The sequence below is a fragment of the Thiomicrorhabdus chilensis DSM 12352 genome (assembly GCF_000483485.1).
GTDB classification, from domain to species: domain Bacteria; phylum Pseudomonadota; class Gammaproteobacteria; order Thiomicrospirales; family Thiomicrospiraceae; genus Thiomicrorhabdus; species Thiomicrorhabdus chilensis.
On record NZ_KI519609.1, the window covers coordinates 1,158,514 to 1,174,361 of the forward strand.

General features: G+C 47.1%; 15 protein-coding genes. 10 read left to right on the forward strand and 5 right to left on the reverse strand.

Going from position 1 to position 15,848, the window contains the following annotated elements; genetic code table 11:
* Nucleotides 1-284: 284 nt before the first annotated feature.
* From mutL to B076_RS0105560, 9 genes are all read left to right on the forward strand, one after another.
* A complete protein-coding gene (gene mutL / locus B076_RS0105520; protein WP_245566367.1) occupies nt 285-2,183 on the forward strand; it encodes a DNA mismatch repair endonuclease MutL in 1,899 nt (632 codons plus the stop codon).
* A gap of 34 nt (nt 2,184-2,217) precedes the next feature.
* Nucleotides 2,218-3,153 carry a tRNA (adenosine(37)-N6)-dimethylallyltransferase MiaA gene (gene miaA, locus B076_RS0105525; protein ID WP_028486437.1) on the forward strand — a complete coding sequence of 312 codons (936 nt, stop codon included), beginning with the start codon at nt 2,218-2,220 and terminating at the stop codon, nt 3,151-3,153.
* Between the two features lie 212 nt (nt 3,154-3,365).
* Nucleotides 3,366-3,617, forward strand: a complete 252-nt coding sequence (gene hfq / locus B076_RS0105530) for an RNA chaperone Hfq (protein ID WP_038150817.1) — start codon at nt 3,366-3,368, stop codon at nt 3,615-3,617.
* A 76-nt stretch (nt 3,618-3,693) separates the two neighbouring features.
* Nucleotides 3,694-5,013: a ribosome rescue GTPase HflX gene (gene hflX / locus B076_RS0105535; protein WP_028486439.1), complete on the forward strand. Its 1,320-nt coding sequence runs from the start codon at nt 3,694-3,696 to the stop codon at nt 5,011-5,013.
* Between the two features lie 137 nt (nt 5,014-5,150).
* On the forward strand, nt 5,151-6,377 hold the full coding sequence (gene hflK / locus B076_RS0105540; RefSeq protein WP_028486440.1) for an FtsH protease activity modulator HflK: 1,227 nt from the start codon (nt 5,151-5,153) through the stop codon (nt 6,375-6,377).
* A complete protein-coding gene (gene hflC / locus B076_RS0105545) occupies nt 6,377-7,234 on the forward strand; it encodes a protease modulator HflC (RefSeq protein WP_028486441.1) in 858 nt (285 codons plus the stop codon). Before hflK ends, hflC begins: the two co-directional genes overlap by 1 nt.
* A gap of 59 nt (nt 7,235-7,293) precedes the next feature.
* Nucleotides 7,294-7,479, forward strand: a complete 186-nt coding sequence (locus B076_RS0105550; RefSeq protein ID WP_028486442.1) for a DUF2065 domain-containing protein — start codon at nt 7,294-7,296, stop codon at nt 7,477-7,479.
* Between the two features lie 73 nt (nt 7,480-7,552).
* Nucleotides 7,553-8,728, forward strand: a complete 1,176-nt coding sequence (locus B076_RS0105555; RefSeq protein ID WP_028486443.1) for an ATP phosphoribosyltransferase regulatory subunit — start codon at nt 7,553-7,555, stop codon at nt 8,726-8,728.
* Nucleotides 8,729-8,782: 54 nt separating this feature from the next.
* Nucleotides 8,783-10,102 (forward strand): adenylosuccinate synthase, encoded by a 1,320-nt coding sequence (locus tag B076_RS0105560; RefSeq protein WP_028486444.1) that lies wholly within the window; start codon nt 8,783-8,785, stop codon nt 10,100-10,102.
* A gap of 168 nt (nt 10,103-10,270) precedes the next feature.
* On the opposite strand, the gene B076_RS0105565 is transcribed toward B076_RS0105560, so the two are convergent.
* Nucleotides 10,271-10,630, reverse strand: a complete 360-nt coding sequence (locus B076_RS0105565; RefSeq protein WP_028486445.1) for a response regulator — start codon at nt 10,628-10,630, stop codon at nt 10,271-10,273.
* Nucleotides 10,631-10,819: 189 nt separating this feature from the next.
* Between B076_RS0105565 and B076_RS0105570 the strand changes: the two genes are divergently transcribed.
* Nucleotides 10,820-12,724, forward strand: a complete 1,905-nt coding sequence (locus tag B076_RS0105570) for a SurA N-terminal domain-containing protein (protein ID WP_028486446.1) — start codon at nt 10,820-10,822, stop codon at nt 12,722-12,724.
* 201 nt (nt 12,725-12,925) lie between these two features.
* On the opposite strand, the gene B076_RS0105575 is transcribed toward B076_RS0105570, so the two are convergent.
* From B076_RS0105575 to B076_RS0105590, 4 genes are all read right to left on the reverse strand, one after another.
* Nucleotides 12,926-13,198, reverse strand: a complete 273-nt coding sequence (locus B076_RS0105575) for a cupin domain-containing protein (RefSeq protein ID WP_028486447.1) — start codon at nt 13,196-13,198, stop codon at nt 12,926-12,928.
* Nucleotides 13,199-13,216: 18 nt separating this feature from the next.
* Nucleotides 13,217-13,891, reverse strand: coding sequence for a high frequency lysogenization protein HflD (hflD, locus tag B076_RS0105580; RefSeq protein ID WP_028486448.1), 675 nt, complete (start codon nt 13,889-13,891; stop codon nt 13,217-13,219).
* Nucleotides 13,892-13,922: 31 nt separating this feature from the next.
* On the reverse strand, nt 13,923-15,044 hold the full coding sequence (mnmA, locus tag B076_RS0105585) for a tRNA 2-thiouridine(34) synthase MnmA (protein WP_028486449.1): 1,122 nt from the start codon (nt 15,042-15,044) through the stop codon (nt 13,923-13,925).
* 145 nt (nt 15,045-15,189) lie between these two features.
* On the reverse strand, nt 15,190-15,747 hold the full coding sequence (locus B076_RS0105590; RefSeq protein WP_028486450.1) for an rRNA large subunit pseudouridine synthase E: 558 nt from the start codon (nt 15,745-15,747) through the stop codon (nt 15,190-15,192).
* Nucleotides 15,748-15,848 lie beyond the last annotated feature (101 nt).

The window sequence follows — 15,848 nt, forward strand, 5'->3', positions numbered from 1 at the left end:
TTATCAGGTGTTGAGAGGATTAAAAAATCCAATATTGTGGGGTTATTTTTTGAAGTCTAATTTGAATGGGTCTTTCAAATGGCTATACAGAGAGGATTGGAGAAGCTTGTAGGAAAAAAGTCTGCAGGTCGCTACTTGTAAAAACCCCTTCAAAGCCATAAAAACCCAAAGTGGGATGTTATAATTTTTACTATTTTCAGGCTGTCGGTGATTTGTTTGCACTGGCAGAATTTCTTTTTTATCCGTTTGTTTGATTAATTTAAAGACTGTTTACTTTGACTTCTATCGATTCAATCCTTTCTCCCGATGCTACCTCTTTGACGAATGAACGCAGGCAAATCAGCCAGCTTCCTTCCCATTTGGCTGACCAGATTGCGGCCGGTGAGGTGGTTGAACGTCCCGCTTCGGTAGTTAAAGAGTTGCTGGAAAATGCCTTGGATTCGGGGGCCACGCAAGTTGATATTGTGATCGAGCAGGGCGGAGAAAAATTGATTCAGGTAACCGATAACGGTTCGGGGATTCCTCAGTTGGAGCTGTCTTTGGCAGTCAGCCGGCATGCAACCAGTAAAATTCAATCGGTTGATGATTTGTCGGCGGTGAAAACGCTCGGGTTCCGTGGTGAGGCCTTGGCAAGTATCAGTTCGGTGTCACGCTTTCAAATCGTCAGCAAAAGTGAAGAGTCGGGTGCGGCATGGCAGTTGAGTGCCGAAGGTGAGGGGAATTGGAGCGATTTGTCTCCGGTGGCGGGAACCTTGGGTACACAGGTGCGTGTTGAGGATCTGTTTTTCAATACCCCTGCCCGAAAGCGCTTCCTGCGTTCTGCGCAGACGGAGTTTTCGCATATAGATCAGTTGGTTAAACGTGTGATGTTGAGTCGCCCCGAAATCGGCTTTAAGTTGACTCATAATGCCAAGGTCGTCCGTCAGGTATTGCCGGTGGTGGATGAGGCCACACAACAAAAGCGCTTGTCGCAACTGATGGGGCAGCCTTTTGTTGCCCAGAGTCTCAGGGTGGAGTTTGAGTCACAGGAAATAAAGCTTAGCGGCTGGGTGGGTTTGCCAACGTTTAATCGCAGTCAGACGGATATGCAGTACTTGTTTGTGAATGGCCGTATCGTGCGCGATCGTTTACTCTCTTATGCGGTCAAGCAGGCCTATGCAGATGTGCTATACCATGGGCGGCATCCCGCCTATTTGCTGTTTTTGGAGATTCCGCACGATCTAGTGGATGTCAATGTGCATCCGGCCAAGTATGAAGTGCGATTTGCAAACGGACGCTGGGTATATGATTTCTTGAGACGCTCTGTGCGTGATGCGGTGGGTCGTCCATTGAACGCCGAGCAGGGCAGTGGCCGTTCTTTCGGTGATTTTTCAAGCTCCTCCGCGGCGACTGGGGCTAACGGCTTTCAGAATCCTGTGGCTTGGCAGGATAGAGGAGCAGGAATGCAGTCTGCGATGCAGTTTCAATCCCCGGCGGTGAATACCGACAGGTCGGCGTTAGATGCACGTTTATTGCAGTACGGAGCCGAGTCTTTTGCAGAAAAATCGGGCGTGAGTGAAGCGGGTGCTTCTTATGACGGCCAATCTGGCTCTGTTCAATTTAATAAGCTGGGTTTTGCGAAGATGCAGCTTCATGGGGTGTTTATCCTGGCCGAAAATCAGCAGGGTCTGGTTCTGGTGGATATGCATGCGGCACATGAACGGGTAGTTTATGAGCGCCTCAAAAAGCAATGGCAAGAGCATCGTTTGATAAGTCAGCCTTTGCTGGTGCCAATGGTACTGGCGCTTGAGAGTTCCCAGGTTGAAGTGTGGCAGGCCTTTTCAAAATGGTTCGACAAGCTGGGGTTTGAAATCGAACAGATGGGGCCGGAACAATTGAAGGTAACGGCTTTGCCGGCGCTTTTAAGCAAAAGCGATGTGGCCGGGTTGGTGAATGATATGTTGGCGGATCTGGCCGTGGCCGGGCAGACACAGCAGGTTGAAGAGCATATAAACGCAATGCTATCGACCATGGCGTGCCATGGCTCGGTGAGGGCGAACCGTCAGCTGACGATTGAAGAGATGAATGCCTTGCTTAGAGAGATGGAGCGAACCGAGCGTTCCGACCAGTGCAATCATGGTCGCCCGACTTGGGTCCAACTTTCAATGGAACAGCTTGACGCTTTGTTCATGCGCGGTAAATGATGAGATTGAGAAGGTACGGATGTCAATAAAGAGCATGATTCAAAAAAAACAGTGTCTGGCGCTGATGGGGCCGACGGCTTCGGGTAAAAGTCAGCTTTCCATGGATTTGGCAGAATCCTTTCCCATTGAAATTATCAGTGTCGATTCAGCCCTCATCTACCGGGGCATGGATGTTGGTACGGCTAAGCCAAGCCTCGAGGAAATGGAGCAGGTTCCGCATCATTTGATCAATACGCATGATGCTTCCCAGAGCTATTCGGCCTCAGAGTTTGTCGAAGATGTGCACGACCTGGTTGATGCCATTTTTGCGCGCGGAAAACTCCCGGTTTTTGTGGGTGGAACCATGATGTATTTTAATGCGTTGCAGCAGGGCATGTCCGATCTGCCTTCTGCGGATGAGGCGGTTCGCGCCAAACTCCAGGCTTTATGGGAGTCCAATCCACAGGCACTGCACGAGCGACTGCTTGAAGTGGATCCGGAGTCTGCGGCGCGTATACATCCTAATGATCCGCAGAGGCTGATTCGAGCTTTGGAGGTGTTTGAAGTTTCGGGCAAAACGCTGACCGAGCATCGCGCCAAACCCAAATCGGCTCTATCCTCTTTCAGTTTGTTGAAAGTGGCGCTAATCCCCGAAGATCGCTCCCGTCTGCATGCGCAGATTGCGGCACGATTTCAGACGATGCTGGAGCATGGATTTCTTCAGGAAGTTAAAGCACTTATGGCGAGAGGTGATTTGAGTGTAGATATGACCTCTATACGCAGTGTTGGATATCGGCAGGCCTGGTTGTTTTTACAGGGAGAATACGATTACGACACTTTTGTCGATAAAGGCGTGGTCGCCACACGTCAATTGGCCAAGAGACAATTAACCTGGTTACGCAAGGAGTCAGATTTGATAACCTTGGATCCGTTTAAGACATCACGGCAAGAACGTTTGCAGCATGTGAGTAATTTAATTGAATCTGTCTGAAAAGCTTATAGAATAGAAGCCTGAGCGTGAATGTCTCTTATTGATAAATAAAATTGATTGATATAGATAAATAACGGCACTGTGATATGCTTCATGCTTTAGGATAAAAAAGAATTATTTCTGATTCCGCTCTATTAAACACGTATGCAGTCGGATAGGAATGAATATTTAAAAGACAATAATAATAGGAAATAATCATGGAGACTAAAAAGGTGGCTAAAGCTTTACCTATTCAAGATCCTTATTTGAATGCACTGCGTAAAGAAAAAATTAGCGTATCTATTTATTTGGTAAATGGGGTTAAGTTGCAGGGTCGTGTGGACTCTTTTGACCAGTTCGTGGTGCTTTTGAGAAGTAATGTGACGCAAATGGTCTATAAGCATGCGATTTCAACCATTGTGCCTATGCGCGATCCAAAGCCTTATGAGCACGCAGCCGACGACGCTCATACCTCGGATGATTAATTCCGCATTTCAAACAGATTTTTGCAAGTCAATTCTGTAAAAAAACGACAATAATTCAAGGAATTGAACGGATTAAATGGAATTATTTGATCGTCTAGAAAGACGTGATCTGGACCGAGCGGTACTGGTTCACGTCGATTTTCATAATGAAGCAGACCGAGAAGAATTGGACGAATTTTATGAATTGGTCGATTCAGCCGGGGCTGAAATCTGTCAGCTAATCACAACCAAACGTCAATCACCGGACCCCAAGTATTTTGTCGGTAAAGGCAAGGCCGAAGAGGTCAAGGACGCCGTGGCTTTACATGATGCCGATGTGGTGATTGTCAATCATGCTTTATCCCCGGCTCAAGAACGAAACTTGTCCAATTTACTGGATTGTCAGGTGCTGGATCGTGTCGGTTTGATTTTGGATATCTTTGCGCAACGAGCGCGTTCCCATGAGGGTAAATTGCAGGTCGAGCTGGCCCAGCTTAAGCGCATGTCTACGCGTTTGGTCAAAGGCTGGTCTCACCTTGACCGTCAAGGCGGGATTGGCGCGCGCGGACCGGGTGAGACGCAGCTGGAATCCGACAGACGTTTGGTTCAGGGGCGAATCAAACAGCTGGAGGCGCGAATAGATAAGGTGCGCAGGCAGCGTAGTCTTGGGCGACGTGCTCGTAAAAAGTCTGAATTGCCTACTATCACCATTGTCGGCTATACCAATGCTGGTAAATCAACACTCTTTAACCATATGACTTCGGCGGGTGTTTACGCCGAAGACCGTCTTTTCGCCACGCTGGACTCTACTTTGCGCCGGGTTCATTTACCCGGCGCGGGGCCGGTGATATTCGCAGATACAGTGGGCTTTATTCGCCATATCCCTCATGATTTAGTGACTGCATTCCGCTCGACACTTGAAGAGACCAGTGAGGCCAGCCTGTTGATTCACCTTGTGGATGCTTCGGATCCGCACCGTGATGAAAAGATCCAGGATGTGCTGGAAGTGATTGATGAGGTCGGAGCCCGCGATGTGCCGCAATTGCTGGTCTTTAACAAGATTGACAGCTTGGATCCGCCCGTTTCCCCCAAGGTTGATCTGAATGAAGAGGGTGTGCCGGAGCGTGTCTGGATTTCAGCTAAAAACGGTCAGGGTATTGACTTGTTGATGGATGCGGTCGGGGCTTTTTTCAAAGGTGAATTCTTTACCGTAGCGCTGACACTGGATGTTTCGGCCGGTAAAAAAAGAGCGGAACTCTACCAGTTAGGAACGATTCTTGAAGAGGGCTTTGATGAGCAGGGCAATAGCCTATTCAAAATGCATTTAACTCGTCATGAGTGGGAAGAGGTTAAAGAGTGGAAAGAGTTGTTGAAAGCCGAGGTGTTATCTAAGGATAGCCCGGATAAAGGACTTTAAATGAAACTGGAATGGCGAAAACAGGCTGAATAAAAAATTTTAATGGGTGACATTTTAAAGTTAACCCTCTAAAATGATTCCTATTTCGTGTCTCATAAAATGATGCGTCTTGCAGACCCATGAACGGAGAGAAATACATGGCTTGGAACGAACCAGGTAAACCCGGACAAGATCCTTGGGGTAACCCAGGCAATCAAGGTGGCTCAAACAAACCACCAAAAAAATCAGATAAGGATCCTGATATCGATGCTTTGCTTAAAAAGGCACAAAGTCTTTTTGGCGGGGCGGGCGATAAATTCAATAACGGTGGATTCGGCGGCATTGGCGGAGGAATCATCATCGGTGTTATCATCGTCATTTGGTTGTTGTCCGGTATCTATATCGTGGATCCGGCAGAACGGGGTGTGGTTACCCGTTTTGGTGCCTTTGTCGAAGAAACCAAAGCCGGTCCCCATTGGCACATTCCGTATCCGATAGAAACCGTTCGTGTGGTCAATGTCGATCAAATTCGTACCGCCGAAATAGGTTATCGTTCCGACAGTCGTAACCGTTCAGGCAATGTGCCGAACGAGTCTTTGATGTTGACGAAAGATGAAAACATCGTCGACCTTAAAATTGCCGTTCAATACAAAATCGAAAGCGCCAATCAATACCTGTTTGAAGTTTCCGATCCGGACATGACGTTACGTTCGGTGGTTGAGAGTGCGTTACGTGAAGTGGTCGGTCAAAATCGTATGGATTTTGTTCTTACCGAAGGGCGTAATGAAGTGGTTTCAAAAGTTCAGGAGTTGGCGCAGGCCAATCTGAACGATTATCGAACCGGTTTGATGATCACCAGTGTTAACCTTCAGGATGCGCAGCCTCCAGAACAGGTGCAATCAGCCTTCGCTGACGTTGTTAAAGCGCGTGAGGATAGAGAGCGTTTGATCAACGAAGCGGAAGCTTATGCAAATGATATTCTACCGAAAGCGCGTGGTACTGCAGCACGTGAACTTGAAGAAGCGAGCGCTTATCACGATCGTGTGATTGCTCAGGCTACGGGTGAGGCGTCTCGTTTTACCAGTATCGTTACTGAGTACCAAAAGGCACCGGAAGTAACACGTAACCGTCTATACATTGATGCCGTCTCGAATGTTATGGAAAACAGCAGTAAAGTCTTTATGGGCTCAGAAAATAGTAACAATTTGTTGTACTTGCCATTAGATAAAATGCTTGGTGGTCAACAAGCTGTGCCGTTAAAACCAGTGCAATCAAACAGCAATAATTCCGAGCCAGCAGCAAAAACAGCTGGAGGAAATACGTCTACTATCAATCCGCAACGAACCAACATTCGTGATTATTTAAAAAATAGGGAGTTACGTTAATGAAATCAGTACTATCTATTTTAGTTGCGGCGATTCTATTTATAGCCAGCAGCTCAGTTTTTGTTGTCAATCAGTGGGAGACCGCTGTCGTGCTCAGATTGGGTGAAATCGTCAAAACCGATGTTGAACCCGGGCTGCATCTTAAAACGCCATTTATCAACAACGTGCGTAAATTCGATGCTCGAATTCAGACGTTAGACTCCTCACCGGAACGTTTCCTGACCAGTGAGAAGAAAAACTTGGAAGTGGATTCGTTTGTTAAGTGGCGTATTAAGGATGTGGAAAAATTCTACACCACCATGAACGGTGATAACCGTCTTGCGGGCATGCGACTTGGGCAGATCGTGAAAGATGGTTTACGGGCCGAGTTTGGTAATCGTACCGTTAAGGAAGTCATTTCCGGAGAGCGTATCGAAATCGCTCAGAAAATCAAAGATACTACGGCCAATGCCGCAAATGAATTTGGGATTGAGATTGCCGATGTACGCATCAAGCGTATCGATTTGGCCAAGGATGTCAGTGAATCTGTTTACCGCAGGATGGAAGCAGAGCGTAATCGTGTTGCTAAAGACTTGCGTTCGAAGGGGTCTGAAGCTGCGGAAAGAATTCGTGCCGATGCCGACAGACAGCGTGTGGTCATTTTAGCCGATGCTTACAGTGAAGCGGAGATCCTTCGAGGGCAAGGGGATGCGAAAGCGGCTGAGATTTATGCTAAAGCGTACAATAAAGATGCTGAGTTTTATTCGTTCTATCACAGCATTAACGCTTACCAGAAGACCTTTAAAGATAAGTCCGATATTCTGTTGGTTGACCCCAACTCAGACTTCTTCAAGTACTTCAACAATTCTGTGAAGTAGTTGTTTACAAATCCGTTGATTTTAAAGGTGGGGTAACCCACCTTTTTTATGGAAGCATGATGGAAAATACGTTAATAGCTGCGATCGCTCTGGTTTTTATTTTAGAAGGACTTTTGCCTTTTGTCTTTCCCGAGTTCTGGCGCAAAGTGATGACTGAAGCGGTTCAGCTTACGGAGAAACAGATTCGCATCATGGGATTGGTCAGTTTAAGTGCCGGAATGGCCCTGCTGTTATTTTTCAGTTAAACGCAGTGATTTGATTTAAAATAAATCGGTTAAATTAATTCAGATAAAAATTTTCAAGAAAAGAAGTGAAATAATGCAACAATCGACCTGGTTCACGCCTGAAGGCCTCGAAGACCTCTTACCTCCACAAGCTCAAAAGCTGGAATATTATCGTCGTATCTTGATTGACGGTTTCCACCTTTCCGGTTATGACTTGGTTTTACCTCCCATTGCAGAGTTTACCGACTCTCTTTTAACTGGAACCGGGCGCCACAGAGCCACCGACACCTGCCGTTTTACTGATCAGGAGAGCGGCCGCATGATGGGGGTACGCTCTGACATGACGCCTCAGGTTGCCAGGATCGTCAGTAATCGCTTGAAAGCCGCTGAAGGTATTACGCGTTTGAGTTATGTGGGTGAGGTGCTTAAAACCCGTAACAATAAGGCTAAAGGTTCGCGCAGTCCGATTCAGGTTGGAGCCGAATTGTTTGGACATCAAGGTGTCGAGAGTGACATTGAGGTGATTGAATTGATGCTGGACGGTTTGAATGCTTTGTCGTTGCCCCAGTTACAGTTAAGCCTTGGCCATGTAGGTGTGGTCGATGAGTTGATGTCATTAGCTCAATTGAATGAGCAGCAGCGCTCAGACCTGTTGGATATACTCAAGCGCAAAGCCATCCCTGAGTATCAGCAATGGCTGGATAGCGTTGACCTGCCTGGTTCGGTCGGTTCAGCCTATGCCGAAATGATGAATTTGGCGGGTGATGCACAGGCGGTACTTGATCAGGCTGGTAAGGTTCTTTCTGGTTTATCAGCCGCGTTGGATAACGCCTTGCAGCGCCTGCAGTTGATTGTCACACATTTGCAAAACACGCAGTCGGTTCAGATTCACCTGGATTTGGCCGATATTCGTGGTTACCAATATCATACGGGGATCATTTTCGGCTGTTACAGCATGGGAAGACAAATGCAGCTGATTGCCAAAGGTGGGCGTTATGACGGAATCGGCAGCGAATTCGGTTTGTCTTTACCAGCGACCGGCTTCAGTTTGGATTTGAGAACCGCCTTGGATCTTTTAGCGGATGTTGCGGATTCGGTTCAGGGAATCGTTTATGCTCCGGTTGCATCGGATCCGGCACTCAAGCAAGCCGTATCCGAGTTGAAGCAGAAAGGCTATCAGGTGATCAAAGCCTACGATATGGATGCAGTCGATTCTCAGGCGCTTCAGTTAGTCATGCAGGATGGTCAGTGGAAACTGCAGAACAGTTGATCTCTTGTTTTGTTTATTCGTTTTTTAAAATCGTTAACCGTTAAGAAGTAATTTATGTCAAAGCGTAATATTGTTGTTGTGGGTACCCAGTGGGGAGATGAAGGTAAAGGTAAGATTGTTGACCTTTTGACTGACCGGGTAGCTGCAGTTGTTCGTTTCCAAGGTGGGCATAATGCTGGCCATACTCTCGTGATTGACGGGAAGAAGACCGTCTTACACCTGATTCCATCGGGTATCTTGCGTGAAGAGGTAGAGTGCTTTATCGGCAATGGCGTGGTGCTTGCACCAGAAGCCTTAAAGAAAGAGATGGCGCAGCTTGAAGAGACCGGGCTGAAGGTGCAAAATCGCCTTAAGATCAGCGATGCCTGCCCGTTGATTCTGGATTACCATGTTGCTCTGGATCAGGCGCGTGAAATCGCTCGTGGAAACAAGGCGATCGGCACCACCGGTCGAGGAATTGGACCCGCTTATGAAGATAAGGTTGCGCGCCGTGGATTGCGAGCAGGCGATCTTAAAAACATGACGACCTTCAAGCAGAAGTTGCTTGAAACTCTAGCCTACCACAACTACATGTTGGAACATTATTATAAGGTTGAGCCGGTTTCCTTTGATGCCTTGTGGGCCAAGTGTGAAGAGTACAGCCGAATGATTGTGCCCATGCTGGCCGATATTCCGGATCTGATTGATTGCTATAATCGCGATGGCAAGAACCTGATGTTTGAAGGGGCGCAAGGTACCTTATTGGATATCGACCAAGGAACTTATCCTTATGTGACTTCTTCCAACACCACTGCTGGAGGCGCGGCCTCAGGCGCAGGCATTGGTCCAACCCAGATCGACTATGTCTTAGGGATTACCAAAGCCTATGCGACGCGTGTTGGCGGCGGACCTTTTCCAACAGAGTTGGTTTATGATGTAGCTAACGATAGCGGCGATGTTATTGGCAAAGAGCTGGGTACGCGTGGTCGTGAATTTGGTGCGACAACGGGGCGTCAGCGTCGTTGTGGTTGGTTTGATGCGGTCGCTTTGCGTCGTTCCGCTCAAATTAACGGCATGACCGGCATGTGTTTGACCAAGCTGGACGTAATGGACGAGCTTGAGGAAGTTAAAATCTGTGTTTCCTATTCTAAAGAAGGGCAGACTTTGTTGTTGCCTCCAAGCAGCGCCGACGATTATGAATCTTGTGTGCCGAATTACGTTACCATGCCGGGTTGGAAAACTTCCACAGTTGGTATCGAATCTTGGGAAGCCTTACCGCAAGCGGCCAAGGATTATATCCAGTTCCTTGAAAAGGAAGTGGGGGTTCCGGTTTCCATCCTGTCGACCGGACCAGACCGGGCTGAAACCCTGGTGTTGACCGATCCCTTTGCATAATTAAGCACCATTTGAAAACAAAAAAGCCCCGCCAAACATCGTGTTGGCGGGGCTTTTTTATTGCCATTTTAAATGCAAAGAACCAACAGTAAAATAGGCAGGCCTGCTGCGGTTTTGCATTTCTGATTTTATGAGCAAAAATCGTTTTAGTACGTTTAGGTCTGATTGTCAGCCGCTGACACGTTCCAAGACTTTAATCAGTTTTTCGGGATCAAACGGCTTGGTAATCCAGCCAGTTGCACCGAGTTCTTTACCTTTTGCTTTCATCTCTTCATCGGCTTCGGTTGTCATCATCAATACCGGGGTGTAGCGATGTTTCGGGTCCTCTCTTAAAGCCTGAAGAAAATCGAGTCCATTCATATTTGGCATATTGATGTCGGAGACGATGACATCGTAGTCTTGTGTGGAAAGCGCTTCCAGTCCCTCTAAACCGTCGGTGGCCAGGGTAATGTCATAAAGTTTACTCAATACCATTTCGACCAGACGGCGCATGGACTTTGCATCGTCGACATAGAGGATTTTTTTCATGGGGCTCTTTGATTGTATGTATGAGTTAGATTTATTGTATCTGAAAAACCCAATTTAAACGTGATTCTTGTTGTAAAGCCCGGTTTGTTCAAAATTATGCGTAATTTATGATAAAGAAGATGAAACAGCTTGGGTAGATTGGTATCATAGAACGCTATTTTAAGAACGTAATACACTAAAGGAAAAAGCATGTTACAAGCCATTAGAGATAACGCGCAAGGCTGGATTGCCTGGGTGATTGTCGGTCTAATTATCTTAACGTTTGCACTGTTTGGGATTGATCAGTATGCGCGTGGTGATAAGGTTGTTGTGGTTGCGCAGGTAAACGGTGAGGACATCACCGCGCGCGACTTCATGACATTATACAGTCGCCAGAAGTCCCGTTTGGAACAGCAATTTGGTGACATGTACGATCAAGTGGTCAAGGATAACGAACTGCGTGACCAGGTTTTGGACGCCTTGATTGAATCCGAGGCGATCCGTCAATGGGCGAACCGCAATCACATGACCATCAGCGACCAGCAGCTTGCGGCCACGATTCATTCCGCGGATGTGTTTCAGCAGGATGGGCAGTTCTCCGAAAAAGTGTATGAAGATGTATTGCTTCGTAATGGCCTGAACGTCGCACGTTTTGAGTATGAACAGCGCCAGTTCCTATTGGAAAATCAGTATCGTGGATTGACACAGAGTTCCTCTTTTTCCACGCCGTCAGAGGTAGCACAGTTGGCTAAAATTCAAGGTCAACAGCGTCATGTCAATTACCTGAGAATCGATCAGCGTCCTTTTCTGAAAACGGTGGAAATCAGCGAAAAACAGATTGCCGACTACTATGAAAAAAATAAAGTGGCTTATGTTGAGCCCGAAAAGGTCGTGATTCAGTATCTGGAACTGTCACAGGCCGAGTTGGCCAAGCAGGTTCCGGTTGACGATGAGATCTTGCAAGCTTATTACAATGACAATCAGTTGTTGTATACCTTGCCCGAAAAGCGTCAGGCCAAGCATATTTTGATCTCGGTTGAGGCGGAGTCTGAAGCCTCTGAAACACAAGCTCAAGAAAAAATCGCTGAGATTCAGAAGAAATTGGCGGATGGAGAGTCTTTTGAAGCCTTGGCTAAAACTTACTCTCAGGATCCAGGCTCGGCTCAGTCTGGTGGTGATCTGGGAAGTTTTGAACAAGGCATGATGGTTCCTGAATTTGACCAGGCCGTGTTCTCGATGCAGGTTGGAGAGGTCAGTGAACCGGTCAAAACAGACTTTGGTTATCATCTGATCAAATTGGAAAACATTGAACCCAAACAGACCCAGGCTTTCGCCGAAGTGAAAGATCAGGTCACGCAACAGTATCAGGCGCAAGAGGCTGAAAAAGTCTATTTCGATAAGTTGGAACAACTCAATACCATTGCTTATGAGCAATCAGATAGCCTGGAACCGGCTGCTGAGGCAACCGGATTGAAAGTCATGACCTCTGATGCCTTTAGTCGTGACGGTGGTGTAGGCCCGATTTTGTCGAATTCGAAAGTGGTCAATACCGCCTTTTCTGATGAGGTTTTGAAGTCTCGAGTCAACAGTAGCTCAATTGACCTTGCGCCGAATCAGTCTGTTGTATTGCGTGTCAAAGACTTCTTTGAAGCACGTCAGAAGTCTTTGGAGGAAGTCAGTGCGGGCATTAAGGAAACCCTGGTTCGTCAGTCCGCCATTGAAGAAGCCGCTAAGCTGGCCGATACCTTGTTGAAGAAAGTGGAAGCGGGTGAGAATCCAGAGTCTTTGATGGGCAAAGGGGTGGAATGGCATACGGTTGGCTGGATTGATCGCAATAATCAGCGTATCTTGCCGCAGATGACTGCTCAGGTTTTCAAAACGCAAAAGCCTAAAGACGATAAGGCTAGCTGGCGTTCCTATCAGTTGAGTACCGGAGATACCGTTTTGATTCAAGTTACGGAAGTTAAAGACGTCGAAGTCGATGAAGCACAGAAAGCACAATTGACTCAAGCGATCACGGAACTTATGGCAAATACGGAACTGGACGGCCGGCTGAAGGCTGTCATTGCAGATGCCGAAATCGTCAAGAAAGAGAACTATAAAACACTTAAGTAATTTGCTTTTATAGTACTCTTCACAATGTAACCGTCGGTTGCGGTTAATTCTTAACCACCGGTGAAAATAAGCAAGTAGACAGGCCTGCTTATTTTCACCGGTGGTTTTTTTATATGAGTCTGATCAAAATACATTCAGAGTGGCGTTTCTTCGTGGAGATCACTGCTTCTGCTATTCAATAAGCGAAAGCTAAGCTAAGAATTAGCGGAACAAGTAGTGTTTACGAATGTCTTGTGTGATGTGCCAACGACAGTGCATGCCTTTGGGGAAAGTGACCAGATCGCCTGCTTTGATGCGAACCGGCTGACCTTTTTCGGGTGTGACAATGACTTCACCTTGTAAAATCAAGCAGACCTCTTCCATCTCGTAGAACCAAGGAAATTCAGAGACCTCTTTTTCCCATATCGGCCAATTATTGACGGCAAGGGTGTCGAGATATGATTGGGCTGGGTGGCTTTCGATCGTAATTTGCATTAACTAACCAGGCCAGTCTTAATTATCTGGGTTGAAAAAAGAGGGTGGCTGGCTGTCCTGTGGGCCACGGGACAGGGCTTGAGCCGCACGCAAATACTTTTTGCGTGACCAGATTAAACCCCAGCGGCTTCCTCCCACTTGGCGCCATAAGGTGGCCGAGCGGATGCCCGCTAATAAAAGGGCGCGTATCTTATTGGCGACAGCGGGGTTTTGCAGGTGTCCGTGCTGTCCATTGACCATCACCCTGGGGGAGACATCACTGACATTTTTTGAGTAAGTGTTGGCCAAAGAGGCAATCACGTTTTCATGAAAATCGCTGAAGTGTTCACATTGTGCCTTAGCGGTTTCCAGGCCCGAGTAAATGGCTCCCATTTTGCCTTCAATCTGATTGAGTTTCTTTTCCAGAATGATCATGCTGAGCACGTAGCGGGTCACTTCCACATTGCGGTTTTGGATCGCTTGGTCAGAGCTCATTTGCGCCAGTAGAGTATTGACGCCGAGTTGAATGTTTTCAACTTCGCCGCCATACACGGCCAGCGTATTGTCGGGCTGGTCGCAAAACAGCGAGTCGATGCTGGTTTGAAAAGCCTTGTCATTGGTGTTTCCGGTGGTCGCCAAGTCATATACCATCTTGGCGGTTTGGTAAATGCCAATAAGGGCGATGGCGCGATCCTGGTCAGTGTATTCAGACATAAGGTTTCCCGATAAATATAAAAATTTAGAGCTAATCCAATCGTTCAGACAGATCGTGAAGACGTTGTTCGATGATGCCGCCGCCCAGACATTCTTCATCCAGATAAAAAACGATTGACTGTCCGGGCGCGACCGCTGTCTGCGCTTCATCAAAACGGACAATGATTTTGCCGTCTGTAGAGTCGATAATCTGGCAGGGTTGTTCTTGCTGACGGTAGCGAATTTTAGCTTTTAGAGGGGAATTCAAAGTCGGGCATTGCCCTGAAACCCAATCCAAAGTATTGGCGATGACAATTTCATGTTGCAGTAAGGGGTGTTGCTTGCCTTGCACCGCAATGAGCTGGTTAGTGGCCAGGTTTTTGTCTGCGGCAAACCAGGGTGAATTATCCTTGCCGTGACCTCCACCGATGCCCAATCCTTTGCGCTGACCGATGGTGTGGTACATAAGGCCATCGTGACGGCCGATGACATTGCCTTGGTCATCCACAATGTCGCCGGGCCGGGCTGGCAAAAAACGCTGCAGAAAGTCTTTGAATTTACGTTCACCGATAAAACAGATTCCGGTACTGTCTTTTTTATCATGGGTGATTAAATCCGCCTCTTCGGCTAATTGGCGAACATAGGGTTTTTCCAGTTCACCAATCGGAAACATGGATTTTTTCAACTGCGACTGCTGCAGGGTATAAAGAAAGTAACTTTGATCTTTGTTTTCGTCCAACCCTTTTAAAAGGTGACAGGTGCCGTCCGCATCGCGTTTAATGCGGGCATAGTGACCGGTGGCGATGAAATCCGCCCCCAGTGTCAGGGCATGATCCAGAAACGCTTTGAATTTCACTTCCTTGTTACACAGGATATCCGGATTGGGGGTTCTGCCCAATTTGTATTCGGCCAGAAAGTGTTCGAAAACGCGATCCCAGTATTCATTGGAAAAATTTTCGATATGCAGAGGGATATCGAGTTTTTCACAAATGGCGATGACGTCTTTGAGGTCTTCGGCTGCCGGACAGTAATCTTCGGTATCGTCGCCTTCCCAGTTCTTCATAAACAGCCCTTCGACATCATAGCCTTGCTGTTTGAGTAAAAGAGCGGTAACGGACGAATCGACACCTCCCGAGAGGCCGACAATGACTTTTGTTTGGGAATTTTCTTTCATGCGCCTATTTTAGCAAACAACCCAGCGGGTTTGCATAACTTAACCAGTCAAGTTTAGGTTATAGGGCGAGAGGGTGGCAGCTTTTTTGACGAGCACATCTATGCATGACCGTTGTTTACTAGGCAGGATTCAAGCTGAGCCGGGTTTAGTCGAACTCAATGAGTGTGCTTTCTCCCGGTTTGAGGCGGTTGATTTGAAATTCGCCGATGCTTAAACGTATCAGCCTTAAGGTTGGAAAACCCACAGCAGCGGTCATGCGCCTTACCTGACGGTTTTTGCCTTCGCTAATGGTCAGTTCTACCCAGCTAGTGGGAATGTTTTGACGCTCTCTAATCGGCGGATTTCGTGCCCATAACCATTTGGGGGGATTCACTTTTTTGGCTTTAGCTGGTCGGGTTAATCCGTCTTTGAGTTTGACGCCTTTTTGTAACTGCTTGAGTGCATGGCTATCGATGTCACCTTCAACCTGAACCAGATAGGTTTTGGGTAATTTGTGTTTGGGGTCGCTGATGCGGTGTTGCAGTTTCCCGTCATTGGTCAATAATAGCAAGCCTTCTGAATCACGATCCAGTCTTCCGGCCGCGTAAAAACCGGGCTTTTGAATATAGTCAGCTAAGGTTTCGCGTTGCCCTTTATATTGCTCTTCGTCGGTAAATTGACATAAGACGTTGAAGGGTTTGTTGAATAGCAGGATCTGGCTCATGAGGATTTCATTTAAAATTTAGAAGTTTTTTAGCGGTTCTTTTTGGGACTTATGTGCGCTGTGAGTTAGAATACGCAATATTCTAACATTTTTAATTGATC